Origin of the sequence: Staphylococcus canis (assembly GCF_016238445.1) — a bacterium.
Classification (GTDB): domain Bacteria; phylum Bacillota; class Bacilli; order Staphylococcales; family Staphylococcaceae; genus Staphylococcus; species Staphylococcus canis.
The window spans coordinates 76,921-102,168 of record NZ_JABANU010000004.1; the positions used below are offsets into that span (position 1 = coordinate 76,921).

Consider the following 25,248-nt stretch of genomic DNA (forward strand, 5'->3'; position numbering starts at 1 on the left):
ACCTTAAATAAATTAAAAATATTAACAAATGTGACACCAATATACGCGTGCGAATTCATTAATTTTTTTAAAACAATCATTACAATTATACTGTAATTTGTATACGAATAAAAGAATAACCATGAAATTATTGATACAATACTTGGCAATAAAAGTTTTATCAGAAGCAATTATTATCGCATTTTGAACATTAAATTTTACATTAATTAAAGTAATAGAAGTAGTACAATTATAAAAAGTGCATCGTTTATAACGCTTTCAACCTTTATCTGTTCTAATTTTGCTATAATGAATGAGAATGAAGATATAACATTTCACAGTTATAAGAAAGTGAGGGTTTTGGATGTACTCTATCGGTATTGTGCCAGCGCCTGGCGTATGTGAGCGTGATGTGAGACAGGTCGTACCGAGGTTAAAACAATGGCTCTCAGCACACGTAGATTCTCATACCGATTGGCATATTGAGGTTGTAGTGGATCTTGTGATTGAGTCAGCAGAAGATATGCATGCAAGTATTGATCGAGCTGACCGAATTAAACAACATCATAATTGGGATATGGTGATTTGTGTAACAGATTTGCCGAGTATTTCCGGGCGTCGTGTTGTGATCTCAGATTACGATGTGAAGCGTAAATTGAGTATGATATCACTCCCGTCATTAGGGGCATTTCGGACTCAAACAAAATTATTACGCAGCTTACAATTAATGTTTCAACGATTATATGAACCGCAAGTAGAAAGACGTTCAAATATGCGCATTTCGCCATTACTACAAACGAAAAAAGTGGAACCTGACGAAGAGACTTCTCAAAAAGTACGTTTGGTTAACGCACTTTGGTTATTAAGTTGGATTCAGTTGCTATTAGGAATGACGCGTATCAATGAACCGTGGAAGGCGCTTTTGAATTTTAAAAAGATTATATCAGTAGCATTTGCTACAGGAACGTACGTCGCGATTTTCTCAATGCCTTGGGAGTTAAGTGTTGTCTATTCACCGTGGCGATTTATATTTCTCATGTGTATTGCAGTGTTCGGTATGACGTTTTGGTTGATCTATGCCCATCAATTAAGAGAAAAGTCATCTTCTGCAACTCAGACGGTATATCGTCGTATTTATAATATGACGACGTTACTATCGTTACTACTGATTACATTGCTTAATTATATGATTTTGTATGTCTTGTTATCGATTAGTGTGACAATGTTTGTGCCTTTAGGTTTATTTAATAGTTGGACAAGTGCAGATGTGGCGTTACCGATCACGAATTATATGAAATTGATTTGGTTTGTTGCGTCACTTGGTTTACTAGCAGGGGCTATGGGGTCAACTGTTGAGGATGAACAACGTATTAGACAAATGACTTACTCGTATCGTCAATATTATCGTTATGAAACGATACAAAAAGAGCAAGAATCTTATACTTTTGATGATACGGATTCAGACGACACGACTGAATACAAAGGTAAAAAACAAGATCACCGCGAGGAGGGCGTATAACGATGACAAAAACATTGGGACTAATTGTTGCGCCAGGTGTGACGGAACGATTAGGACAAGATTTAGCACGTGAATTGCCTGAGATGTTAGATAGGTTAGAAGTGAATCGTACTGAGTGGCAAGTAGAACTCGTTGTTGATGCTTTGACAGGATTTGCGGAATCAGCAGATCGTATTTTTAAAGATATTAATGCGTATCATCATAAAGCACATTGGGATTATGTATTGGCATTGACAGATTTACCGTTATTTTATGAACAAGAGGTACTGGCATTAGATATTAATACAGATAGTGGTTCTGCTGTAGTATTTTATCCGGCATATGGATGGAGGCCTGTTAAGAAGCGATTAGAACGTACCATTGTTCAAGTGGTTGAAATGTTGCAAAGTGAGCAATTTGAACGCGAACCTTATGATTCGGATGCGCGTATGATGCCAACATTAAATCGTCAATTTCCATTGACACGTGTTAAAAAGCATTACCATTACCGAGAGGAAACAAAAGCATATCATATTTGTTATACGGCAAGTTCAAAAGGTATGGGGATGTTTCGATTAGTGACAGGGATGACGTTTGCGAATAATCCGCTTCACATGATGTCAAGTTTAAGTAGTGTTGTCGCAATTGCGTTTACAACTGGAGCATTTGGTATGGTGTTTTCAACAATGTGGCAGATGAGTTTACTCTTTTCACCATGGCGACTTGCGAGTATCACCATTATGGCAATCTTCGGCATGTTAATATGGGTGATGACTGCACACCAATTATGGGAACCTGTCCGTAACCGCAAGCATTCAAGAATCATTTTACTCTATAATTTCACTACGGTTTTAACATTATTGATTGCGATTGTGATTTACTATTTCACACTGTATTTCTTCTTCTTAATCGCAGCCATCGTGTTATTGCCACCAGCGTTTTTAGGAGAACAAGTGGGGTTGAATCACGCGGCAGGTATCGGATTGTACCTCAGTATTCCATGGTTTGCCGCATCTATTTCAACTGTTGCTGGTGCGATTGGTGCGGGATTATTAAATGAACAAGTCGTGAAAGAAAGTACGTATGGCTATCGTCAACGGTTACGTTATGAACATAAAGCATAAATAAAGCGACCGATACTACAGATTGAACACCATCTTATAGAAAGGATGATGTGCGCTGTGTATCGTGTCGCTTTTTAAATTTATTTAATCCAAGTTACAACATCATCTTGTGAACGGCGTGTTTTCTCACGTGACGGGTCTTCTTCACGATAGCCGAAAGCAACCATAACAGACGGTTCAAAGACAGAACGGTCAAAGTAACCTTTTTCGCTTAAAAGTTCTGCCACATCGTTATATTGGAAGCCTTCAATTGGACATGAGTCAATACCAAGCATCGCTGCAGATGACATCATATTTGCAAGTGGGATATATGTTTGTTTACTAGCCCAATCCCATAACGCACGATCGTTTTCATAAAGATTTAAGTTGCTATCTTGGAATTCTGTCGTACGAGACATCATTTGATCAATCATCTCTTGAGGCATTTGTTTCGTTTCACTTAAAAGTTGTTGCACATACTCATTACCAGGACGAACGTTTTTACGTGCAAGAATCAACACAAAGTGGCTCGCTGTGTCTAATTGACCTTGAGCACCCCAACTGATTGGTTTTAAAGCATCACGAAGCTCTTTATTTTGAATCACTAAAAATTGCCATGGCTCAAATCCTAAAGAACTTGGTGATAAACGTCCTGTTTCAAGAATTGTGTCAAAATCTTCATCTGAAATTGTCTTATTTGCATCAAAGCGTTTTGTCGCAAAACGGTAATTAAATGCATCAAGAATAAATTGGCGTTTGTTTTCCATTTTAATAACTCCTCTATAATGATAATCTTACATTTTCATTATAAAGTAAGAGACACGTCATTTAAAAAGATTGTGTTTAACGAATATTATCAAAAGGGGAGGATATATTATATACTATAACTTATATATGAAATGATTTTAAAAATTAATAAAGGGGGACGGGGTTATGAATCAAGAATGGTATCAACAATTACCACTGAACGATGTGCGCAATGTCATACCTGTAAGCGGTGGTGATGTTAATCAAGCGTACCGAGTTGAAACGGAAACTGAGACGTATTTTTTACTTGTTCAACCTGGGCGTGATGCATCATTTTATGAAGCGGAGATAGCAGGACTCAAAGCATTTGAAGCAGCAGAGATTACAGCACCAGTCGTTATCGCAAGTGGAGAAATTGAAAACGACGCTTACCTTTTGCTTAGTTATTTAGAAGAAGGGCATACAGGAAGCCAAGAAGCGCTCGGTCAACTTGTTGCTAAATTACATCAAACCTATTCAGAACAAGGTCAATTTGGATTTGAACTACCTTATGAAGGACGTGACATTAGTTTTGACAATACTTGGACAGATACGTGGGTAGACTTATTTATCCATCAACGTATTGATGTACTCGCAGAGCGTATACGTCAAGAGCAACTATGGTCACCTGAAGATGATGAATTGTTTGAAGAAGTACGTCAGATTATGATTGAAACATTGCGTCAACATGATAGCAAACCATCATTACTGCATGGAGACTTGTGGGGTGGTAATTATATGTTTTTAACAGATGGACAGCCAGCACTATTTGATCCAGCTCCACTATACGGCGATCGAGAGTTTGATTTAGGAGCAACACGTGTATTTGGTGGGTTTACACAAGCGTTTTACGATGCTTATCATGAAGCGTATCCTTTAACAGAAGGCGCAACATTGCGAATCCAATTTTATGAATTATATTTATTATTAGTACATTTAGTGAAGTTTGGCTCTATGTATCATCATAGTGTTAAACGGACAATGGAGGCGATAGCTCATGCGTCATCTTCATAAAATTGTCCCTGTACTTTGGATGATCGCAATAGTTTGGTTAGCCATCATATTTCCACGCTTGCCTGAACTTGTCGGAACGCACTTTTCATTCAGTGGTCATGCAGATGAAATGGGCTCAAAAAGTCAACTTTGGATTGTACCTATTGTATTTTTAATTTTGTGGGTAGTGATTACATTACTTGCGACATTCGCACCAAAACTAGAAAAAAATCTAAATCAAGCGAGAACAGAAGGTACAGAAGCACGTATTAGAGGTACGTTGACACTATTTACTGTTGTGCAAATTGGAATTTGGATACTCTATAGCGCACATTTATACCTATTGTCTCATAATCAGGATCGCATTCCAGGTTGGTTAATGCTTGCGCTGTTTATAATCATCGTTATCGCATTCATTTATAAAGTGCGACAATCATTACGCTATCGATAAATCGTATCAATTGATAAAAACCACTCGCATGGTCACTCGTTGAATAACGAGGACGATGTGCAGTGGTTTTTGTGTTTCAAGTAAAGTTTTCAATGTGTAGTGGGAGGCGATTGACGGCATTTCGAGAGCTGAATTCTCGACAGAATTTCGCAATGTGCAGGTGTTAAATGAACAAATGCGATTGTACGCATTTGTAAGAACCACTAACGTCTGGAGGTTTAATATGATGTTAATCTTTAAATATGTAACTCCATCCGAAGTGGTTCTTTAGAATTCAAACCGCTTCCTCAATGACCTTTTGCCATATTTGGTGGGAGGCGATGAACGGTGTTTCAAAAGCAGAATTATCGGTAGAACTCCACATCTTGATAAAATCAAATTACGATTTTACAAGCTGTTACGTTCTACTCTAATTCTAACCGCTTTTTCAACAACCTTGGTGATAGACGGTGTTTCGGAAGTAGCGTTCTCGGCAGAACTTTCGCTTCGCTGCAAAACTAAAAAACAGTTTTGAGCGTAGCTGTCGTTCTGCTCAAACGCTAAGCACTTCCTCAACAACCTTAGATGATATGCGGTGGGAGGCGATAGACGGCATTTCGGAAGCAGGATTCTCGACAGAATTTCATAATGCGCTAAAATTAAAAACCAATTTTTACGCATTATTCTATTCTGCTTGAATCCTAACCGCTTCCTCAATGACCTTAGATGAATAGCATTGGTATTAGTATGAATAGGATGATGTAGATGATGATGAAGGTCCATGATGTTTTTTTGCTTAGGTGTAGTGTGGAGTGTAGTATGACTCCGAATAGCCATGCGCTGATGAGTGTTGTTAGTCTGATTAGGCCAAGTTTGGTGTTGCCTGGGTCAAAGATGTTGAGTGAATCGATAGAGATTTGTTGTGGGTCGATGTTTGCGATCCATTGTATCACGAGTATGATGAGTGCGATTATGCCTGTGATGATCGTATAACGTAAGATGCTGGCAAACATGGATTTGGCGCGTGCGTCTGATTTAAAGATTTTTGCGATGACAAAGACAATGAGCATTGAGAGTCCAATTGTGAACCATACGCTAATTACAGCACCGATTGCGCCACCGTATTTTGCGATAGTTGCGCTTTGTTCTGCTTGTTGCTTGGATAGACCACTGTCGATAAGTGTTTGTGTAATGTCTGTTACAAGCATGCTAAGTATGGCAGTGATAATGGAAATGATGAAAACGAGAAGAATTTTGAGTGCCACTTTTGGATGGTTGCGATCTTGTTCGAATGACTCAATATGTAAGGGTTTTGAATACTGCATTATATACCTCCTGATATTATAATTTTCGACTTCATTATAACATTATTATGGAACTGTAAAAGAGAAGATTTCGTAAATATAAAAAATAATGATAAATAGAAATTCACTTTAATATTAAAGAAATTGTAAAAACTTTGAGTTTCATATTTCACCAGACGTATTTTATGTTATGATGCAAAGGGTTACAAAATTTGAAATAAGGAGCGGTGTCATGTGAAAAAGAAAACACTTATCATCTTATCAGTGATTGGTGTCTTACTCTTAATCGGTATTGCTTTGTTAGTGAAAGCTTTCGGTCAAGGTGGTCAAGACGACAAAAAAGGATACGATACATATAAAGTCCAAAAAGAAAGTCCAATTCGCGTAACGGGGAAAGTTTCGCCGAATTCAGTTAAAACATATCAAAATAATTCTCAAATAGGTGATTTTGTGAGCGTACAAGTTGAGGATGGTCAATTTGTTCAACAAGGAACGCCTTTATTGAATTATGATTTAGATTCAACACAACGCCAAAAGTTAGTAGATCAACTTAATGAAGCAGAGTCTCAAGGAGATCAACAACAAATTGATCAAGCGATTAAACAATTAAATCGTTATGACGGACAAGTATACAATAGTGTTAATGCGACATTTAGTGGAACGGTTGAAATCGTCAATCAAGGTAACGTCAATGACGGAACGCCGATTTTACGACTCATTTCGAATGAACCTGAAATTCAAACAACTGTGTCAGAGTTTGATTTAGATAAGATTAAAGTCGGTGACGACGTTAAAGTCACAGTGACTAGCAATGGTAAAACAGGAAACGGAAAAATCACACGAATTGCGCAATTGCCGACAAGTTATGATACAGAAGCAAACGCAAGTGCGGGGGCAGGTGCTACTCCGGCGATGAGCGGTGCGTCAGAAGGTGATGAAGCACAGTCATCATTAACAACAAATAACCCAGTCGACCGAGATCCTGAACTTGGCAAAGGGAATGAAACATCGAAGTATCAAGTTATGATTGGAGAATTAGATTTTGATGTAAAAAATGGATATACCGTTGAAGCGACAATACCATTAGACACAATCAAAATTCCGAAAAGTGCATTAACGAAAGATAATCGCGTATTTGTCGTTGACGATAAAGGCTATGCACATAAGAGAAAAATTCAGTTTGACGATAATAATGGCGATATTATGATTCAAAAAGGTCTAAAAGTGAATGAAAAAATCATCAAAAACCCTGACAATAAAATCAAAGACGGTAAAAAAGTCGAGGTGTCTGAATGATAGAGCTTGTCGATATTAATCGTCATTTTAAAAATGGTAACGAGACTAATCACATTCTTAAAGATATTAATTTGCGTATCGATAAGGGTGAATTCGTCGCAATCATGGGGCCATCTGGGTCAGGGAAGAGTACACTGATTAATATTCTTGGATTTATCGACCGTGGTTATGACGGAGATTACTATTTTAATGGCGAGAATTATCAAAAGCGTTCAGACAATGAGCTTGCGGAAATTCGAAATGAAACAGTAGGGTTTGTATTTCAAAACTTTAAGCTGATTCAAAATAATACAATCCTTGAAAATGTGAGTATTCCGCTTCTTTATGCAGGGATGAATGCACGTGAGCGTAAATCACGTGTTGTTGAGATGCTGCATAATGTAGGTTTGTTTGATAAGGAAAATTTAGTGCCAAATAAATTGTCTGGTGGTCAGCAACAACGTGTAGCGATTGCACGTGCTATTGTAAATAATCCGAAGTTTATTATTGCTGATGAACCAACAGGAGCGTTAGATTCTAAAACATCCAAAGATATCATGGCGTTATTTATGAAATTGAATCAAGAACAAGGGACAACGATGATTGTTGTCACACACGACCCTAAAGTTGCGCAACAAGCAGACCGTGTGATTCATATTTTAGACGGCCGCGTGCAACGAGAAGAGGTGAACACACATGAGTAATTTAGCGAATATTATCAGTGTGTCGCTACGTTCGATTTTAAAAAATAAGCGTCGGAATATCTTTACCATGATTGGGATTATTATCGGGATTGCTGCGGTAATTACGATTATGTCGCTAGGTAATGGATTTAAACAAACAGCAAATGAACAATTTAGTGATGCAGGTGCTGCAAAGGATGCCGCCCTCATTAACTTCATCGCCAAAAACTTTGACAATCCTAATCCAGAACCGTTTACAGATGCGGATCTTGATCTTGCGAGACAGGTAAAAGGTGTGAAAGATGCGCGTATTAAAGAAGATGATACATTAGGTCTATCGTCAGAAGCGCGCACGCCAGACCAACAAACTGACATTTCAATCATTAAAGTAGATTCACTGACGAATGCAAGTGAGGGAGATGGATTTACGACAGATGATAACGATATGAAAAATCGCGTAGTGACTTTGTCTTCTCAAGTAGCAGATGAGTTGTTCAAAGGAGATGCTGTAGGGAAAACAGTCTATATTGATGATATGGGTTTTAAAGTCGTAGGCATTGCAGATGATATGCAAGTACCAGATGCTGTGAAAATGCCAACACAAACAGCAAATCGTTATCTACCAAATCTCAAGTCATCTTTTCCACAACTTGAAATAAAGTTTGATGAAAATGCGAAGAAGAAAGATATTGCAAATGACGTTGCTAAAAAATTAAATCAAAATGGTTCAGCTACAAGTGATGGGGAATATCAGTATGTTGATATGGAAGAAGCGTTGAAGAGTATTGGAAAAATCTTTGACGGTATCACTTACTTTGTGGCAGCTGTTGCAGGCATCTCGCTATTTATTGCGGGTATCGGTGTCATGAATGTGATGTATATTTCAGTTGCAGAACGTACTGAAGAAATAGCAATTCGCCGTGCTTTTGGTGCTAAGGGACGCGATATTGAACTTCAATTTTTAATTGAAAGTGTCATTTTATGTCTAATTGGTGGAATTATCGGACTCATTATTGGTATTTTAATCGCATCTTTAGTGGATGTGTTAACACCTGAGTATATTAAGAGTGCCGTCAGTCTTGGTTCTATCCTTTTAGCAGTAGGCGTTTCTACATTAATTGGTGTAGTGTTTGGTTGGATTCCTGCACGTGCAGCATCGAAAAAAGAATTAATTGATATTATTAAATAAGAAAAAGTTGGTCTCATACGTTTGATGTATGGACCAACTTTTTGTGTATTATAAACTAAAAATAGCTTTTAAAACATTGAAGAAAGATAGAATTAATTCACCAACTGTACCACTCATAATTATAGGACCTCCTTCACTTTAGAAGATACAACTTTTTCAGCAGCGACAAGGTCATCTGCTAAATTGTGCCAGAATTTTTGAAGTTCTTCTACAGGATGTGATAAATCCAGGCCATCTTGACCTACAAAGTCAACATGATCCCAACCGTGAAGAACGTCAGTAACTTGCCAAACACCTTTTTGAATTTGATCTGTCGCTTTCACCCACGCTTGATTATCTGGATGTAGAGAAGAGACGACTGATACTAGGCCATCATTTTCTCGCCATTCTGGTTCAGCTGCTTTTCCGATGACATTCGCTGTTGCTAAGAATGGGAAGAACATATTGAGGTCTGCGCGTTGTTTACCAAGCATAGTAGGGTGTGTCGCTTCGCCTGTATATGTTTTATACACAATATTTGGATTGAGTGATGTTTTTTCGTTGAGTTCAGCAGCACCTTTACGTGTTAAATCATAAAATCCGTTATCTTCAGTTGTCCAGAGTGGATTACTATGTTTGATACGTTTATAGTAATCAAGTAGTTTTTCACCCTCACCACGTTTGATACCCCAATGATCGAGTCCAAATGTTACATTTGAATCTGCGTTAGCTAAAAATTTCGCAAAATCATAAACGAACTGTCTGACAACTGGCTCGTTACCGATTTGATCTGCGGCATGTGTGCCATTATGAGGCGTACCAATTGTAGTCATAGACGTAATCATACCGTCGTGATTACCTTCGAACAGTGGAGAAATATCGCCGCCATGTTCTTTTTGATAGGCAATCTCTTCAGGGTTTCCATTGCGTAATAGTTCTTCTAATTGACGAATCGTTTGACCGCCCATACTGTGACCAACTAAATGGACTTTTTGGCCCGGTTGCCAATCTTTGTAGACCCCTTCATATGTTTTACCGTAGCGGTCATGTCCGTATTTCGCTGCATGTGCTGCACCGTAATCAACACGGCCACCTTTATAGCTCCACAGCACGGTCGTAGTTGCTACCAAAAGCACTAATACTCGCTTCATGTGTTTCGTAACCATTTTCTTCTAAGTCATTACGGATGTTGAGTTTATTACCACCCCAGTAGTGTGATAAGAAGAATGGATTGATATCGTCTGTAAACCCATTAAAGCCGTGAACTAAAATAATAGGATCTTGGTTTTTATAAAAGCCTTGTTTCGCTTTTTGATTCGGTTGTTCTTTTAACTTTTCAGCGTCACGTGTATTAGTTTGAGACTGAGTCGTCGCAACGTGAGCTTGTTTTAACGTTGAAAGGCCATCATCTGGTAAAGAACCATCACGCTCAGATGGTGTTGTTGTATGATTTGAACCTAGCGCTTTAGGTGCTTTAACGTCTACTTTTTCTGTTGAATCTACTTCTGTTAATTGATGTAAAGCTTGTTCAGATTTAGCTTCATTTGAAACCTCTGTTTTATCTTGAACAGGTATTTTGTCTGTTTCAGTTTGTTGTGATTGTGTTAACGGTATTTCTACTGCCGATGTTTTTTCTGTGTCTGTTTTGGATACATCAGACTCTAATTTGGATGTTTCTGTTTGAACATCACCTAGACGTGTCTCTGTATCTACTCTAGCTTCTGATGACTGTTGTGATTGAGCTTCTTGGGTAGAGGCTTCAGTAGTACTTTCTGATGAAGTCGGTGCTTTCTCTACTGTTTCTTGAACAGGTGCGTCAACTGCTGTTGGCTCTGTTGGATTGGATTGAGCAGTTTCTTGTGTTTCACGAGATGTTGAATTATCTAAATGAGGAGCCTCTTCCGTTATTGATGGTGCAACTTCCTCTTTTTGTGCGCTATTATCTGATTCAGCGCTATTTTGTAATGTTGATGTTTTTTCAACTTCAGGCGGAGTAGATTCTGTTTGTTCAGATTCTACGTCTTGAGTGTCTGTCTCTTGAGTATGTGTTTCAGTTGATGATGTGTTTGCTTTTGACGTTGTAGTTGCCTCAGGAGATTGTGTATCAAAAGAAGATGTGTCTTCTGTTTCGGGAGACGTTGCTTTATGTAACGGTGTCTCTTGCGTTGATACTGTTTCTTCAGGTAGGCTTGCTGCTTCAGATTGTTGCGTTGCCTCTGCTTCTGGTTCTGGAGTGGCATTTGGTGTAGTTGTTTCGCTTGCATTCGCTTGGTTTGCACCAACGAAAAATAAAGAAGCAATCATGATAGATGATGCACCGAAGCTTAATTTACGAATACTATATTTATGTTCTTTTTTGTTCATTGTGGACACCTCTTCTTGTAATTTCCCCAATAATAACTGTGTCCCATAATTAAACGTTCCCTTAGTAAAAGAGTGATAGCGCTCAAAATGAAAGGGCTTTCAATTAAGTGCATATATCATATCCTATGATATTAATGATGTCAATAATCAATATATAAAATAATTTATTAAGAAGAGTATAAAAAAGTTGGTCTCATACGTTTGAAGTATGGACCAACTTATGTATGTTATAAGCTAAAAATGGCTTTTAACACATTGAAGAAAGATTGAATTAATTCCCCAACTGTACCACTCATAATTATAGAACCTCCTTCACTTTAGATGATACTACCTTTTCAGCAGCAACAAGGTCTTCCGCTAAATTATGCCAAAACTTTTGAACCTCTTCTAAAGTTTTGGCATAAGTGTGCCATCATGACGAATAAAGTCGACATGATCCCAACCATGATACACATCAGTGACTTGCCAAATTCCTTTTTGGATTTGATCCGTCGCTTTCACCCATGCTTGATTGTCCGGATGTAATGCAGACACTACTGAGACAAGTCCATCATTTTCACGCCATTCTGGTTCATCAGCTTTTCCAATGAGGTCACCCGTTAAATGATATGAAAAAGGAATATCTAAGTCTGTACGTTGTTTACCAAGCATAGTAGGGTGTGTTGATTCACCTGTGTATGTTTTATAAACAATGTTTGGATTAAGTGATGTTTTTTGATTGAGTTCAGCAGCGCCTTTGCGTGTTAAGTCGTAAAATCCGTTATCTTCAGTTGTCCAGAGTGGGTTACTTTGTTTGATACGTTTATAGTAGTCAATTAAATTTTCGCCTTCACCACGTTTGATCCCCCAATGATCTAAGCCAAGCGTTGCATTGGTATCCATATTAGCTATGAATTTTGCGAAATCATAAGTAAATTGTCTCACAATAGGTTCATTTCCGACTTGGTCAGCTGCAATTGTACCATTATGAGGCGTACCAATTGTAGTCATAGACGTAATCATACCGTCGTGATTCCCCTCAAACAGTGGAGAAATATCGCCGCCATGTTCTTTTTGATAAGCAATCTCTTCAGGATCTCCATTACGTAACAATTCTTCCAATTGACGAATCGTTTGACCGCCCATGCTGTGACCGACTAAATGCACTTTTTGGCCAGGTTGCCAATCTTTGTAGACACCTTCGTATGTTTTGCCATAGCGCTCATGTCCGTATTTAGCTGCGTGTGCCGCACCGTAATCAACACGGCCACCTTTGATATAATAATATAACTCAACGGCACGGTCGTAGTTACTACCAAAAGCACTAATACTCGCTTCATGTGCTTCATAGCCATTTTCTTCTAAGTCATTACGGATATCTAATTTACTACCACCCCAGTAGTGATCAGAAAACGGATTGACGTCATCTGTGAAACTGTTAAAACCATGAACTAAAATAATAGGATCTTGATTTTTATAAAACCCTTGTTTCGCTTTTTGATTCGGTTGTTCTTTTAATTTTTCAGCATCACGTGTATTAGTTTGAGATTGAGTCGTCGCAACGTGAGATTGTTTTAACGTTGAAAGACCTTCATCTGGTAAAGAACCATCACGTTCAGTTGGTGCTGTTGTGTGATTTGAATCTAGTGCTGTAGGCGCTTTAACATCTGCTTTAGTAGTCTCCGCTTCTGTTAGTTCATGTAAAGCTTGGTCAGAATTTGTGTCAGTTGTAACTTCTGTTTTGTCTTGAGTTGATGTTTCATTTGTTTTAGGTTGTTGTGATTTTGTTGATGATGTTTCCAGTTTAGGTGTTGTTTCAACGTCTGCTTCATTTACATCAGTTTCTACTTTAGGTGTATGTGTTTCTGTTTGAGCGTCTTCTGGAAGTGTTTCTGTCTCTACTTTAGATTCTGATGACTGAGGTTGTGGTGTCTCTTTTGTAGATGCTTCAGTAGAACTCTCTGATGAGGACGGTTCGCGCTCTATTTTTTCTTGAACAGGTGCGTCAACTGCTGTGGGCTCTGTTGGATTGGATTGAGCAGTCTCTTGTGTTTCATGAGATGTTGAATCATCTAAATGAGGTGCCGTTTCTGTTTGTGGTAACTCAACATCTGCTTTTAATGCAGTATCATCACTTGAAGGAGGTGCTTCTGTTGTTGATGCGCCTTCAGTAACAGGAGTTGTATCCTGAGTCGATGGTGTTTGTTCTGATTCTACGTCTTGAGTGGCAGTTTCTTGAGTTTTTGCATCATTTGATTGTGGTTGAGCTTCTTCTAATGTTGAGCTTGTCTCTGGAGACTGTGGTTCAGAAGAAGATACGTCTTCTGTTTCAGGAGACGCTACACTATGTAATGGTGTATCTTGTGATGGTTCTGCTTCTTCAGATGAGTTTACGTCTTTAGCTTGTGATGTTGTGTGTGTTTGTGACGTTAGCACGTCTGTAGTATTATTTGATGCGTCTGTTTCGCTTGCATCAGCTTGATGTGCACCAGCGACAAATAACGATGCAACCATAATAGACGATGCACCAAAACTTAATTTTCGAATACTATATTTATGTTCTTTTTTGTTCATTGTGGACATCCCTTCTTTTAATTTACCCCAATATCAAAATAATGTTATTCCATAATTAAACAAAATCGTTCCCCTTAATAGTCAAAAGTAATAGCGACTTAAAATAATAAGGCGCTCACTTAAGTGAGTCGATAGTATTAAGCCGTATATTTATGTCAATATCCTTGATTATAGAATGTTATATTTAAATAATAATTGCATTCAGATTACAATTTATTAAAACAATGTAAAGTAATGCGAATAGCATACTCGAAATAGAATGTGATACACTAGACTTAAATATTGGAGGGATACTTATGAATCAATTGTTTAAAGGGGCTGCTTATGTTGCAGGTGGAGCCCTTGTACTTGTATTAGCAGGTGTTGGTTATTTAACTTTTCAACAATACCAAGCAGATGAATCTTTAGTTAATGAAGACTTTGGAAAGGGTTCATAAAATCACACAGTAAGGCGGAATTGCAAATGAAAGGTTTGTTATTCCGCCTTTATTTCGTTTAAGACTATACAATTAAGGTATGTATAAGGAATTGGGGTGAGCGGCATGCGTGTATTACTGATTGAGGATAATGCGATGATGGGAGAACTGATTCAGAATATGTTGAAGCTCAAGCAATACGCAGTGGATTGGCTTCAAGAAGGTGAAGATGTATTGCTTTACATGGATCAAGTTCATTATGACATTGTTTTAGTCGATTGGATGTTGCCAGACACTAGTGGCATTGATATTATTCGAGCTATTCGCCAAGCGCAATATCCGGTTCCAATTATTATGTTAACAGCAAAATCCCAAACGGCGGATAAAGTGCAAGGTTTGACAGTTGGTGCGGATGATTATGTAACAAAGCCTTTTGATTTTGAAGAATTAGAAGCACGTATGATTGCAGTTATGAAACGCTATCACGCAATGGATCAACAGTATAAAACAATTGGCAACCTTACATATGATTATCAAAAGCATGTCTTTTTAAAAGATCATCATGCTATCAACTTAACGCGAAATGAATATCAATTGTTAGAACTTCTGTTTTTAAACCAAGTGGTCTCAAGAGCGCTCATCATTGAGAAGGTTTGGCACCTTGATCAAGATGTATCAGATAATAATGTTGATGCGCTGATCAAACAACTTAGACGAAAACTTAAACAACTTGATGTGACACTTCAAATTAAAAGTCTTCGTGGTGTAGGCTATCAATTGGAAGTGGTGCCATGAAACCTTACAAGTTTGGACCTGTCTTTTTAAAATATTTAAGTATTTTAGCAATGAGTTTAGCACTTATATTTTTAAGTGTTTTGATATTATTCAGTTATAAATTGAATCATGAAATAGATGAGATGGCTTCACGAGAACTTCGCAACACACAACAAACAATGGCGCAAGGTGGAACTGTAGACCAGTCAGCAAATTATTTTATCGTGAGAGGCGAGACGATCGTCGTGGTACATAGCCCATTTTCTAAAGCTACAATACAAAAACACTTTTTAAATAGTAAGCACACACCGTTCATTAAAGCAGTGGATAACGGCGTATATGATGTGCGTAAAGCATCTTTATCGAATCAGCGCACATTATATTATTTAACAGACATTCGAGATTTACACGAGACGAAATCCTTTTTAGTGAGTGTTATTGTTGTGGCGTTCGTTTTGACATTCGTATTGTTAACGATAGCTATTTACGATATGGTTCGTAAGCCAATACGAACGTATGAAGCGCTCATGGCAGAACAAACGCATTTTATTCAAAATGCTTCTCACGAAATGAAAACACCCATAGCCTCAATTTTATTAGGACTGCAATATATTGAGATGTTAGATGCAAAGCAATTAAGTGAAGCGGGACAACACACCTTAAAACAAATGAAAAATGAGACCATGTATATGCAACAACTCATTGAATCAATGCTTGATCAAGAAGGAAATGTTGAAAATATTGAGCCTGTAAATATTTCTGTCCTTTTGGATGGGGTGATTGATACGATTGAACGGACATATCATAAACAGATACGACGTCTTTATGCTCCTGATTTAACGCATCCAATTGTGCCCCTTCATTTTAAACAAATGATTAATATTTTATTAGAGAATGCGATTAAGCATAATGATGAAACTGTCATGATAACAGTCAGTGCTTCGAATACAGTCAATGGGATTGAAATCAAAGTCTCTGATAACGGTGCCGGTATTAAAAAGCGGGATCAACAGCGTATTTTTCAACGCTTTTATCGTGCGAATACGAAAACGAAAGGCTCTGGCATTGGCTTATCCATACTTTATGCGCACATTCAACGATATCATGGCACAGTGGAAGTGAAATCTAAAGAAGGTGTTGGCACAACTTTTTTAATCAAACTTTAAGAATTTCAGTTTCATTTCAGATTACTTCTGTATATTAAGTTTAACAAGAAAACACAGGAGTTGATTGAAATGCCTTTACATCCTTTATTTGTACACTTTCCAATAGCTTTATTAAGCTTTGCGACACTTATCGCAATCGCACACGTTATTTTCGGTAAAAAATATTCTTTTTCATTAACATTAAGCTTATTATTAATTTCAGGTATGCTTTCAGGAATGGTGAGCTATATGTTAGGAGACAGCGGGGAAGCTTATGCAATGCAACACTTTAATCCACAGCACGTTCAAAGTTTAGTACACCTACACGAAACATTTGCGATGATTGCTTTAGTTGCATACGGTATCGCAACAGCATTACAACTAGCAGGTGTTTGGTTTACAAAATACAGTCAATATACTAAATGGGGTGTCCTAGTGATGACAATACTCGGATTTGCGTTATTAGTTGTAGCGGGACACTTAGGTGCAAGTATTACTTATGGAAACTAGGAGATGATTAAATGGCAAGACGGGATTACTTTCATCACGTTGAACATCGGAAAACACAAGCACATTCAAAGTCTACGTTATGGTTATCGTTAATTATTACATTATTTTTCACAATCGTTGAGTTTGTTGGAGGGATTCTCTCCAACTCACTCGCATTACTCTCTGACTCATTTCATATGTTGAGTGACGTGATTGCGCTTGGTTTGTCGATGGTAGCGATATATTTCGCGAATAAAAAACCGACAGCTAATTACACGTATGGTTTTTTACGTTTTGAAATATTGGCAGCTTTTTTAAATGGATTAGCGCTAGCGATTATTTCATTATGGATTTTTTATGAAGCAATTATGCGCATTATTTATCCAAAGCCGGTTGAAAGTGGTTTGATGCTTGTTATCGCAACAATCGGACTTATCGTAAATATTATCTTAACATTTATTTTAATGCGCTCACTGAAAAGCGAAAATAATATTAATATTCAAAGTGCATTATGGCACTTTATTGGAGACTTATTAAACTCTGTAGGTGTTATTGTAGCAGTTGTTTTAATTCACTTTACAGGTATTCAAATGATTGACCCGATTTTAAGTATGGTGATTGCTGTTGTCATTTTACGTGGTGGATATAAAATCATGCGCAATGCATGGGTTGTATTGATGGAAGCAGTGCCAGAAGAATTTGATACAGATGAAATCATTGAAACAATGACGTCTGTGGATCGTGTATTGGATGTTCATGAATTTCACTTATGGGCGATTACGACAGAACATTATTCTTTAAGTGCGCATGTCGTTTTAGATAGTCGCAGTAGTGAAGATGCCTATAAAATCATCAATCAACTGGAACGTATACTCAAAGAAAAATACGGCTTACAACATACGACACTCCAAATTGAACACTTAGATATTAACAACTTAAATGAACAATATTTTGATCATGTTAAATAAAAAAACGCGACACTTTCGTCGCGTTTTTTATATTAAATGTAATTAATTGGTCTGTTGTTTCGGCTGACCTGCAAGTAAGAGTGTCCATGTGACTAAAATAAACGGAAATGTGAGTATTGGAATACCGATAGGATCAAAAAATGTTGCTAAAGCAGCGTATGCCATCGGTGTCATCAACACTGTAAGTATAAAGGCAACAATTGGATTGAGATGATTTTGAGATTTAAATGTATGGCCAATAGCGATAATCGCGAGTATTAAGTTAAATCCAAATAAGCCATGATTAATTGTCGCAATATCTGCACCAAGAATAAACTCGAAAATGAGTCCCAAAATGTTTGCTAAAATGACACAGATACCGACATGCCTTGACGCGACAAAACAAGCGATGATAATCAATAACCCTGCAAGCATATGCTCCACTAGGAAAATTTGGCTTAAATTTTCTAAAAAAGCTTGTATAGGTTTGAACGGTGTATCTAAATCCACTTTGAAATTAGTCGTTAAAGGCAATACATTGACGTTGGTTTTGATAAATTTGAACTGTTCAGACATGAGTAAAACAATCCATGTGATAATGACGAATGGCATTGTCAGTTCAGGTAAGTTTAAAGGTCTTAAAAAGCTCTTGATTGCTTGCGCAGTTGGCATTGATAAAATAATACTCAATATAATAATGAGGAGAGCCTGCCATGACCACTCTAAAAATAAGGTTAAATCAATGGCGATCAGTACAGAGTTAAATCCCGCAAGACCTGACTGTATTTCTTCGTCACTGTAATTAAAGTACTTTGCAGTAAGCATGCTTAGTGCACTCCCTATCATTGCCGCAAGTCCGACCTTCCAATTGCCAATCCACAGTGCAATAAGTATCAAGACTCCAGCCCATATATTTTCAAGGAGTATCACTTGAGAAACGTTTTTTAAAAAAATCTGTCCCCATTTGCCCAATTTTGCCACTTCTTTCTCTAGTAATTTTTACTTTCAAAGCGTATCACGTTAAAACCAATCTGACAATTATTGTAATATAGAAATAATTAAAATTATATAAAAGGTGAACTAAAAATTATACTACAATTAAGATGAGAATATTGTGAATATTCCAGTGTTGATAGTATTTAAACGTAATATGAAACCCTATTCTAACAGTGTTTTTGTTCTTTTATGAATGATTTGTGAAAAATGATAACTATTCTCATATAGCTTTATTTCATTGATTAATGTTTTGAGTAAGACTATAATCTGATACGTAGAAATACAATTTTGATTTAAAAGGAGACAAAAGCCCATGTATTTTACGCAACGTGAACAAGATAAATTGATGCTTGTAGTTGCAGCAGATTTAGCCAAACGTCGTAAAGAACGCGGTTTAAAACTCAATCATCCTGAAGCCATTGCGCTTATCAGTTATGAAGTTTTAGAAGGTGCACGTGATGGCAAATCCGTTGCTGAGTTAATGAGTTATGGTCGTGAAATTTTATCTAAAGATGATGTCATGGAAGGTGTAGAGGCACTCATTACAGACATTGAAATTGAAGCAACATTTCCAGACGGTACTAAATTAGTAACCATTCACCATCCAATCGTATAGGAGGAGCAATTATGAAACCAGGGGAAATTATTGTGAGTAGTACTGAAACGATGATTAATAAAGATCGTGAGAATACAAAGATTACAGTTAAAAACGAAGGAGATCGCCCTGTGCAAGTTGGATCCCATTTCCATTTTTATGAAGTGAATCCTGCATTAGCGTTTGATCGTGACATGGCATATGGCAAACATCTAGATATTCCAGCTGGTGCTGCCGTCCGTTTTGAACCCGGTGATGAGAAAGACATACGTCTTGTGCGTTATGCAGGACGTCAACATATATATGGTTTTCACGGTGCAGTTGATGGACCAATTGATCCATCACGTGTCACACCACCTAATATGGAAGAAGGAAGTGAAGTCAAATGAGTTTTAGAATGACAGAGTCTCAATATAACAGTTTATATGGTCCAACCACTGGTGATTCCATTCGTCTAGGTGATACGAATTTATTTGCGCGTGTCGAAAAAGATTATGCATCTTTTGGTGATGAAGTTAGTTTTGGTGGCGGTAAAGTCATTCGTGACGGTATGGGACAAAACCCGAATATGACGCGTGATAATAAACGTGTTGCTGACTTAGTCATTACGAATGCTGTCGTAATAGACCATGATAAAGTCATTAAAGGTGATATTGGGATAAAAAATGGTTATATCATGGGCATTGGTCGTGCTGGTAACCCTGATATCATGGATGACATTGATATTGTTATAGGTGCTGCAACGGATGTCATTGCAGGTGAAGGTAAGATTGTAACAGCAGGGGGTATTGATACCCACGTCCACTTCATTAACCCAGAACAAGCAGAAGTTGCGTTAGAAAGTGGTATTACAACGCATATCGGTGGTGGTACAGGTGCATCTGAAGGTAGTAAAGCAACAACAGTAACACCTGGGACTTGGTATATTCACCGTATGTTAGAGGCGGCGGAGTCTTTACCGATTAATGTCGGGTTTACTGGAAAAGGGCAAGCAGCAAGTCATACTGCATTGATTGAACAAATTCATGCTGGTGTTATCGGTCTTAAAGTACACGAAGACTGGGGTGCGACACCATCAGCATTACGTAATGCGTTAGAAGTTGCAGATGAGTATGATGTTCAAATTGCACTGCATGCTGATACATTAAATGAAGCTGGATTCATGGAAGATACGATGAAAGCGATTGGCGATAAAGTCATTCATATGTATCATACAGAAGGTGCAGGCGGTGGTCACGCACCAGACTTAATTAAATCAGCATCTTATCCAAATGTCTTACCATCATCAACAAATCCAACATTACCTTATACACATAATACCATTGATGAACATTTAGATATGGTTATGATTACGCATCACTTAAATGCGTCTATCCCAGAAGACGTTGCATTTGCGGATTCTCGTATCCGTAAAGAAACCATTGCAGCGGAAGACGTTCTACAAGACATGGGTGTTTTCAGTATGGTCAGCTCAGACTCTCAAGCGATGGGACGTGTAGGTGAAGTGATTACACGTACATGGCAAGTGGCACACCGTATGAAAGCACAACGTGGCGCGTTAGAAGGAGATTCAGAATACAATGATAACAATCGTATTCGTCGTTACATTGCGAAATATACGATTAACCCTGCGATTACACATGGTATTTCTGAGTATGTCGGTTCAGTAGATGAAGGGAAACTTGCAGACCTTGTCATTTGGGATCCTCGTTTCTTTGGCGTTAAACCTGAAATGGTCGTTAAAGGTGGATTAATTAACGTTGCTGTAAACGGTGACGCTAATGGATCTATTCCAACATCAGAACCGATGAAATATCGTCGAATGTATGGACAACTTGGTGGTAACTTACAAAGTACTGCTATAACATTTGTCTCTGAAGCGGCATATATGGATGGTATTCGTCGTACATTGAATCTAAAACGTCATGTACGTCCAGTCCGCAATATCCGTCAACTTACGAAAAAAGATATGAAAAATAATAGTGCGACACCAAAACTTGATGTCGATCCACAAACGTATGAAGTATTTGTAGATGGTGAGAAAATTACAAGTGAAGCAGCAACAGAATTACCTTTAGCACAACGCTATTTCTTATTCTAAAATCTAAATCAATGTGAATTAACATGATCGAGGTCGAAGCACATACGTCTTTAGAAAATAACTTTAAGGACGTATGTTGTTTTGACCTTTTTGTATTTACGAGATACTCATGTTGCTTGTATATTTGAAGGGAGCATGATAGATTTTGAAGTGTTAAAATCGTAAATATTACGATTTGAAAAATAGAAAAGTGAGGGACGATTATGATTTTATCAGATAGTGATATTTTTCAATTTATTGAGCAAGGCACGCTTAAAATTTCACCTTTTGAAAAAGCCCATGTAGAGCCAGCATCAATTGATTTAACATTAGGCCAACATTACTTAAAACCGCAAGCACCTCAAAATGGCGTACAAAAGTTAAGCGAACCGATTACATATGAAGATATCGAAGCAGATCGTGTTGTGATTCCGGCACACGCATTTATACTCGCAACGACTGAAGAATATTTGACGTTACCACGTGATCTGACTGGATTTATCGAGGGGCGCAGTTCAGTGGGGCGCGCAGGATTATTTATTCAAAATGCCGGTTGGGTAGATCCAGGTTTTAAAGGGAAAATCACGTTAGAGTTGTATAACGCAAATGACTTTCCGCTTGAAGTTCAACAAGGGCAACGCATTTGTCAAATCGTACTTGCGATGACAAAAACAGCACCAACTGTAATGTACCAAGGTAAATATCAAGGGCAAAATAAGACAACAGGCAGTCGCTTTTTCCGTGATTGGATGAAGGATGGCGGATATTAGTGGATATTATCATTTTAACGGGATTTTTAGGGAGTGGTAAAACATCACTATTAAACGCTTTAATTCGTGATGCCAAAAATAAATCACTGCAAATGGCAGTCGTAATGAATGATTTTGGCCATCAAAATGTAGATGCACATCTCGTAGATAATGATGTATCAGTGACACCATTGACAGATGGATGTGTATGCTGTACCTTAAAGGCGGATTTAACCACACAATTACATGAGCTTTATCTGTCGCATCAACCTGATGTTGTTTTTGTTGAATGTAGTGGTATTGCCCATCCTATTGATGTTTTAGATGCGTGTCTAACACCTGTGCTTGCATCGATTACCAATCACGTACACTTAGTTGGGATTATCGATGCCGTAGCGATGCAGCAAAGAGAGTCATATCCGGAAACTGTACAACATCTCATGGCAGAACAGTTAAAATATACAAGTACGATATGTATTAATAAAATTGATTTAGTGGACACAACTGAGTTAGCACATGTTACACAAGTTGTACAAGATACATATCCACATACTCCTTACTATTTAACACAAAATGGCGATATGACACTCGACGAAATTTCAAAATTAGCACACATACCGCACTCAACAACGACACATCATCATGCGCATATGACTCATTTTTTATATGAGATAGAGAGACCCGTTCGTCAACATGCATTAATTGAATGTTTAAAACAACTTCCGAAATCCGTTTACAGAGTTAAGGGGTTTGTTGATTTTTCGGATGATGACACACAAAAAAGCGTACAATATGTGCCATATCATCTTGATTTAAAAACGACTCAAGTGTCTTTACCATCATATTTAGTAGTAATAGGATATGAGATGGATACTGAACAGTTAAGAAGTCAATTTGATGAAATGATATTTGCTTCTTAATATATTGATATTAAAAAAGAGGCTAGGACACTATAACGTTAATAATCAAAGTAACGTTATGAGCATCTAGCCTCTTTGTTTTAAAACGAGTCATTTTAACTGCGTAAGCGATATAGTTGATAGAGTAGTGGGTGTACAGGTTTGATAAAGTCTCCAATGAGTTCTTCCACATGCCCACCAAAGCCTTTTTTGAAATCAAGTACGCCGTAATCTTGAGCTTCAGGTGTGAAGTCACCAGTAATACCAAAGAAATTGTAACGCGGTATATTTTGGCTTAATGCATATTGAATCATTGCCCATTGTAATGCATAATTCCCCATGTAACGGTTAAATTGAGGATTGGATCCGCTATACATATAAGTTAACTCATGTTCAGTTTCTACAAAAATAGCAGAAGCAAGATAAAGCGTTTTGCCATGTTGTTGATATAAATGCTCTGCTTCTTTTTGACGTTTTTGAATACTTGAGACGATAATTTCTTGATCTTTGAGTACATTTCGTTTTTTCTTAGATGGTGCTTGGTCTACAGCGTCTTGAAGGCGTTTGCGTTTCGCTTCTGCAGCTTCAAGTTCATTTTTTAAGTGATCGAGATGTTCGTCTAAATCTAAATAGGCCACTTTTAAATGTGACATACCTTCATAAGTAGATAAAAAGCGTTTTAAATCATCCTTTGAAAATAAGGAGAAGTTGTGTTTTTGTTCAGCCATTTGATAGAGACTGTAGAAAATGTCGAATTCATCTGGAGTTAAATCGCGTACTTTCACACCCATATCGATAGACTTACGAATACCACGGGACGTATTATAATCCATGTTCGCTAAAAGTTCAGATTCAGTTTGCCCTTCTAGATTTAAAACAGAGAGCCATCGTGCTTGACTCATTTTACCATATCCTACTGAAAAACCTTGATGACGATAGCCTAACTTTTCAAGGCAAGAAACCATCGCATTGTGATTATAAGATGATACAATTTCACCATGGTGATTACGAATATGTTCTATAATATAAGGATCTACTAATACAAAAATAGTTTTTTGACGCCATAAATAGTCTGTGAGAGATTTGAAGTAAAAATCAACAAGCTCAATATTACGATAGTCCATCACTGGACCACGGTGACTATAAGCATAATTAAAAAACTTCATCACAGGGGCCATAGTAAAAAGACCTGCCGCAATCACGCGATTCATCTCATCTTTAACACCTAATAACGCGACAGATTGTTGTGCTTGTTGTCTATAATTAAAATGTTGAATAGATTGTGTATATTGACTCGGATGTGATTGTATAAAAGATTGATATTCATCTTTTGTTAGTTCTGTGAAATACATAACATTCGCTCCTTTGGTAACTATAAAGTACCATTTTTAAATAAGAGAAGCTATTAAAAATCAAACTTTTATTTTTATTATAAAACTAAGGCCACTTGTGAAAGCGCTATCAAATTGATATAATAGAGATGAGGAAGGATATATAATAGAAGATTATTTTTATGAGATATGTATATATTCGAGGAGGGATGTATCATGTATCAAAATATTTTAGTACCTTACGATTTTGGAAACAGTTTTAAAAATATACCAGAGCAATTGGTTAATCTAACACGCGCAAATGATGATTATCGTATTGTGATTTTTAACGTTATATCAGAAATGGAACTCGCGAATTATGTCCGTTATCAAGGAAAGCACTTTGATGAGGTCGTTAAAGAAAAAGAAGAAGAAATTAAGCCATTTTTAGAAACACTAGATGAACAATCATTAAAATATGAAGTAAAATTCACAACTGGAACCGCAACAAAAACAATCGTTGAAGAAATTGAAAATCATCCATATGATATTGTAGTAATGAGTAACAAGCGTTCAGAAATTGATATTAAACATGTGCTTGGGCATGTCACACATAAAATTGCCAAACGGGTAAATATTCCTGTGATGATAGTGAAGTAAGTGACATTATAGGGTGTTACAGTTAGTCATATGCGACTAATATGTAATACCC

Annotated in this window: 22 protein-coding genes and 2 pseudogenes; 18 read left to right on the plus strand and 6 right to left on the minus strand. The window is 37.3% G+C overall.

The window, feature by feature from the left end:
* Window positions 1-343 precede the first annotated feature (343 nt).
* Together HHH54_RS02415 and HHH54_RS02420 are read left to right on the plus strand one after the other, a co-directional pair.
* Window positions 344-1,498 carry a 5,10-methylene-tetrahydrofolate dehydrogenase gene (locus tag HHH54_RS02415; protein ID WP_198617243.1) on the plus strand — a complete coding sequence of 385 codons (1,155 nt, stop codon included), beginning with the start codon at window positions 344-346 and terminating at the stop codon, window positions 1,496-1,498.
* Entirely contained in the window at window positions 1,495-2,601 is a 1,107-nt protein-coding gene (locus HHH54_RS02420; RefSeq protein ID WP_198617279.1) for a 5,10-methylene-tetrahydrofolate dehydrogenase, read from the plus strand. Before HHH54_RS02415 ends, HHH54_RS02420 begins: the two co-directional genes overlap by 4 nt.
* A gap of 80 nt (window positions 2,602-2,681) precedes the next feature.
* Here HHH54_RS02420 and HHH54_RS02425 read toward each other — a convergent pair whose 3' ends face one another.
* A complete protein-coding gene (locus tag HHH54_RS02425) occupies window positions 2,682-3,347 on the minus strand; it encodes an NAD(P)H-dependent oxidoreductase (protein ID WP_198617244.1) in 666 nt (221 codons plus the stop codon).
* 166 nt (window positions 3,348-3,513) lie between these two features.
* Between HHH54_RS02425 and HHH54_RS02430 the strand changes: the two genes are divergently transcribed.
* Window positions 3,514-4,380, plus strand: coding sequence for a fructosamine kinase family protein (locus tag HHH54_RS02430; RefSeq protein WP_198617245.1), 867 nt, complete (start codon window positions 3,514-3,516; stop codon window positions 4,378-4,380).
* Window positions 4,364-4,810, plus strand: a complete 447-nt coding sequence (locus HHH54_RS02435) for a DUF1648 domain-containing protein (RefSeq protein ID WP_198617246.1) — start codon at window positions 4,364-4,366, stop codon at window positions 4,808-4,810. Before HHH54_RS02430 ends, HHH54_RS02435 begins: the two co-directional genes overlap by 17 nt.
* Window positions 4,811-5,511: 701 nt before the next feature.
* Here the strand turns inward: HHH54_RS02435 and HHH54_RS02440 are convergent.
* The gene (locus tag HHH54_RS02440) at window positions 5,512-6,114 is read right to left on the minus strand and encodes a YIP1 family protein (RefSeq protein ID WP_198617247.1); all 603 of its coding nucleotides are present in this window, start codon (window positions 6,112-6,114) and stop codon (window positions 5,512-5,514) included.
* A gap of 213 nt (window positions 6,115-6,327) precedes the next feature.
* On the opposite strand from HHH54_RS02440, the gene HHH54_RS02445 reads away from it, so the two are divergent.
* Genes HHH54_RS02445 through HHH54_RS02455 form a run of 3 tightly spaced genes read left to right on the plus strand, consistent with a single transcriptional unit; the run spans window position 6,328 to window position 9,240 of the window.
* Entirely contained in the window at window positions 6,328-7,389 is a 1,062-nt protein-coding gene (locus tag HHH54_RS02445) for an efflux RND transporter periplasmic adaptor subunit (protein ID WP_198617248.1), read from the plus strand.
* On the plus strand, window positions 7,386-8,072 hold the full coding sequence (locus HHH54_RS02450) for an ABC transporter ATP-binding protein (RefSeq protein ID WP_198617249.1): 687 nt from the start codon (window positions 7,386-7,388) through the stop codon (window positions 8,070-8,072). The genes HHH54_RS02445 and HHH54_RS02450 overlap by 4 nt, the downstream gene beginning before the upstream one ends.
* On the plus strand, window positions 8,065-9,240 hold the full coding sequence (locus HHH54_RS02455; RefSeq protein ID WP_198617250.1) for an ABC transporter permease: 1,176 nt from the start codon (window positions 8,065-8,067) through the stop codon (window positions 9,238-9,240). The genes HHH54_RS02450 and HHH54_RS02455 overlap by 8 nt, the downstream gene beginning before the upstream one ends.
* A 119-nt stretch (window positions 9,241-9,359) precedes the next feature.
* Here HHH54_RS02455 and lip (HHH54_RS02460) read toward each other — a convergent pair.
* Both lip (HHH54_RS02460) and lip (HHH54_RS02465) read right to left on the minus strand, forming a co-directional pair.
* Window positions 9,360-11,583, minus strand: a pseudogene (gene lip, locus HHH54_RS02460) (YSIRK-targeted triacylglycerol lipase).
* Window positions 11,584-11,881: 298 nt separating this feature from the next.
* Window positions 11,882-14,145 (minus strand): annotated as a pseudogene (gene lip / locus HHH54_RS02465) (YSIRK-targeted triacylglycerol lipase).
* Window positions 14,146-14,432: 287 nt separating this feature from the next.
* On the opposite strand from lip (HHH54_RS02465), the gene HHH54_RS02470 reads away from it, so the two are divergent.
* From HHH54_RS02470 to HHH54_RS02490, 5 genes are all read left to right on the plus strand, one after another.
* Entirely contained in the window at window positions 14,433-14,573 is a 141-nt protein-coding gene (locus tag HHH54_RS02470) for a hypothetical protein (protein WP_198617251.1), read from the plus strand.
* Between the two features lie 105 nt (window positions 14,574-14,678).
* The gene (locus tag HHH54_RS02475) at window positions 14,679-15,347 is read left to right on the plus strand and encodes a response regulator transcription factor (RefSeq protein WP_198617252.1); all 669 of its coding nucleotides are present in this window, start codon (window positions 14,679-14,681) and stop codon (window positions 15,345-15,347) included.
* A complete protein-coding gene (locus HHH54_RS02480; RefSeq protein ID WP_198617253.1) occupies window positions 15,344-16,492 on the plus strand; it encodes a sensor histidine kinase in 1,149 nt (382 codons plus the stop codon). The genes HHH54_RS02475 and HHH54_RS02480 overlap by 4 nt, the downstream gene beginning before the upstream one ends.
* Window positions 16,493-16,561: 69 nt before the next feature.
* Window positions 16,562-16,981, plus strand: coding sequence for a DUF2231 domain-containing protein (locus HHH54_RS02485; protein ID WP_198617254.1), 420 nt, complete (start codon window positions 16,562-16,564; stop codon window positions 16,979-16,981).
* Window positions 16,982-16,992: 11 nt separating this feature from the next.
* Window positions 16,993-17,928 (plus strand): cation diffusion facilitator family transporter, encoded by a 936-nt coding sequence (locus HHH54_RS02490; RefSeq protein ID WP_198617255.1) that lies wholly within the window; start codon window positions 16,993-16,995, stop codon window positions 17,926-17,928.
* Window positions 17,929-17,970: 42 nt separating this feature from the next.
* Here HHH54_RS02490 and yut read toward each other — a convergent pair whose 3' ends face one another.
* Entirely contained in the window at window positions 17,971-18,888 is a 918-nt protein-coding gene (gene yut / locus HHH54_RS02495; protein ID WP_349771827.1) for an urea transporter, read from the minus strand.
* Window positions 18,889-19,216: 328 nt separating this feature from the next.
* Here yut and HHH54_RS02500 point away from each other — a divergent pair, with 328 nt between their 5' ends.
* The 5 genes from HHH54_RS02500 to HHH54_RS02520 all read left to right on the plus strand — a co-directional run bounded on the left by HHH54_RS02500 (window position 19,217) and on the right by HHH54_RS02520 (window position 23,247).
* Window positions 19,217-19,519 (plus strand): urease subunit gamma, encoded by a 303-nt coding sequence (locus HHH54_RS02500; protein ID WP_198617256.1) that lies wholly within the window; start codon window positions 19,217-19,219, stop codon window positions 19,517-19,519.
* Between the two features lie 11 nt (window positions 19,520-19,530).
* Complete coding sequence (locus HHH54_RS02505) at window positions 19,531-19,887, plus strand: urease subunit beta (protein ID WP_198617257.1); 357 nt, start codon at window positions 19,531-19,533, stop codon at window positions 19,885-19,887.
* Window positions 19,884-21,599: an urease subunit alpha gene (gene ureC / locus HHH54_RS02510; protein WP_198617258.1), complete on the plus strand. Its 1,716-nt coding sequence runs from the start codon at window positions 19,884-19,886 to the stop codon at window positions 21,597-21,599. Before HHH54_RS02505 ends, ureC begins: the two co-directional genes overlap by 4 nt.
* 203 nt (window positions 21,600-21,802) lie before the next feature.
* Window positions 21,803-22,348, plus strand: a complete 546-nt coding sequence (gene dcd / locus HHH54_RS02515) for a dCTP deaminase (protein WP_198617259.1) — start codon at window positions 21,803-21,805, stop codon at window positions 22,346-22,348.
* Window positions 22,348-23,247, plus strand: a complete 900-nt coding sequence (locus HHH54_RS02520; protein ID WP_198617260.1) for a CobW family GTP-binding protein — start codon at window positions 22,348-22,350, stop codon at window positions 23,245-23,247. Before dcd ends, HHH54_RS02520 begins: the two co-directional genes overlap by 1 nt.
* A 95-nt stretch (window positions 23,248-23,342) precedes the next feature.
* On the opposite strand, the gene HHH54_RS02525 is transcribed toward HHH54_RS02520, so the two are convergent.
* On the minus strand, window positions 23,343-24,578 hold the full coding sequence (locus HHH54_RS02525) for an aminoacyltransferase (RefSeq protein WP_198617261.1): 1,236 nt from the start codon (window positions 24,576-24,578) through the stop codon (window positions 23,343-23,345).
* 195 nt (window positions 24,579-24,773) lie between these two features.
* Between HHH54_RS02525 and HHH54_RS02530 the strand changes: the two genes are divergently transcribed.
* A complete protein-coding gene (locus HHH54_RS02530) occupies window positions 24,774-25,196 on the plus strand; it encodes a universal stress protein (protein WP_198617262.1) in 423 nt (140 codons plus the stop codon).
* Window positions 25,197-25,248: the final 52 nt, after the last annotated feature.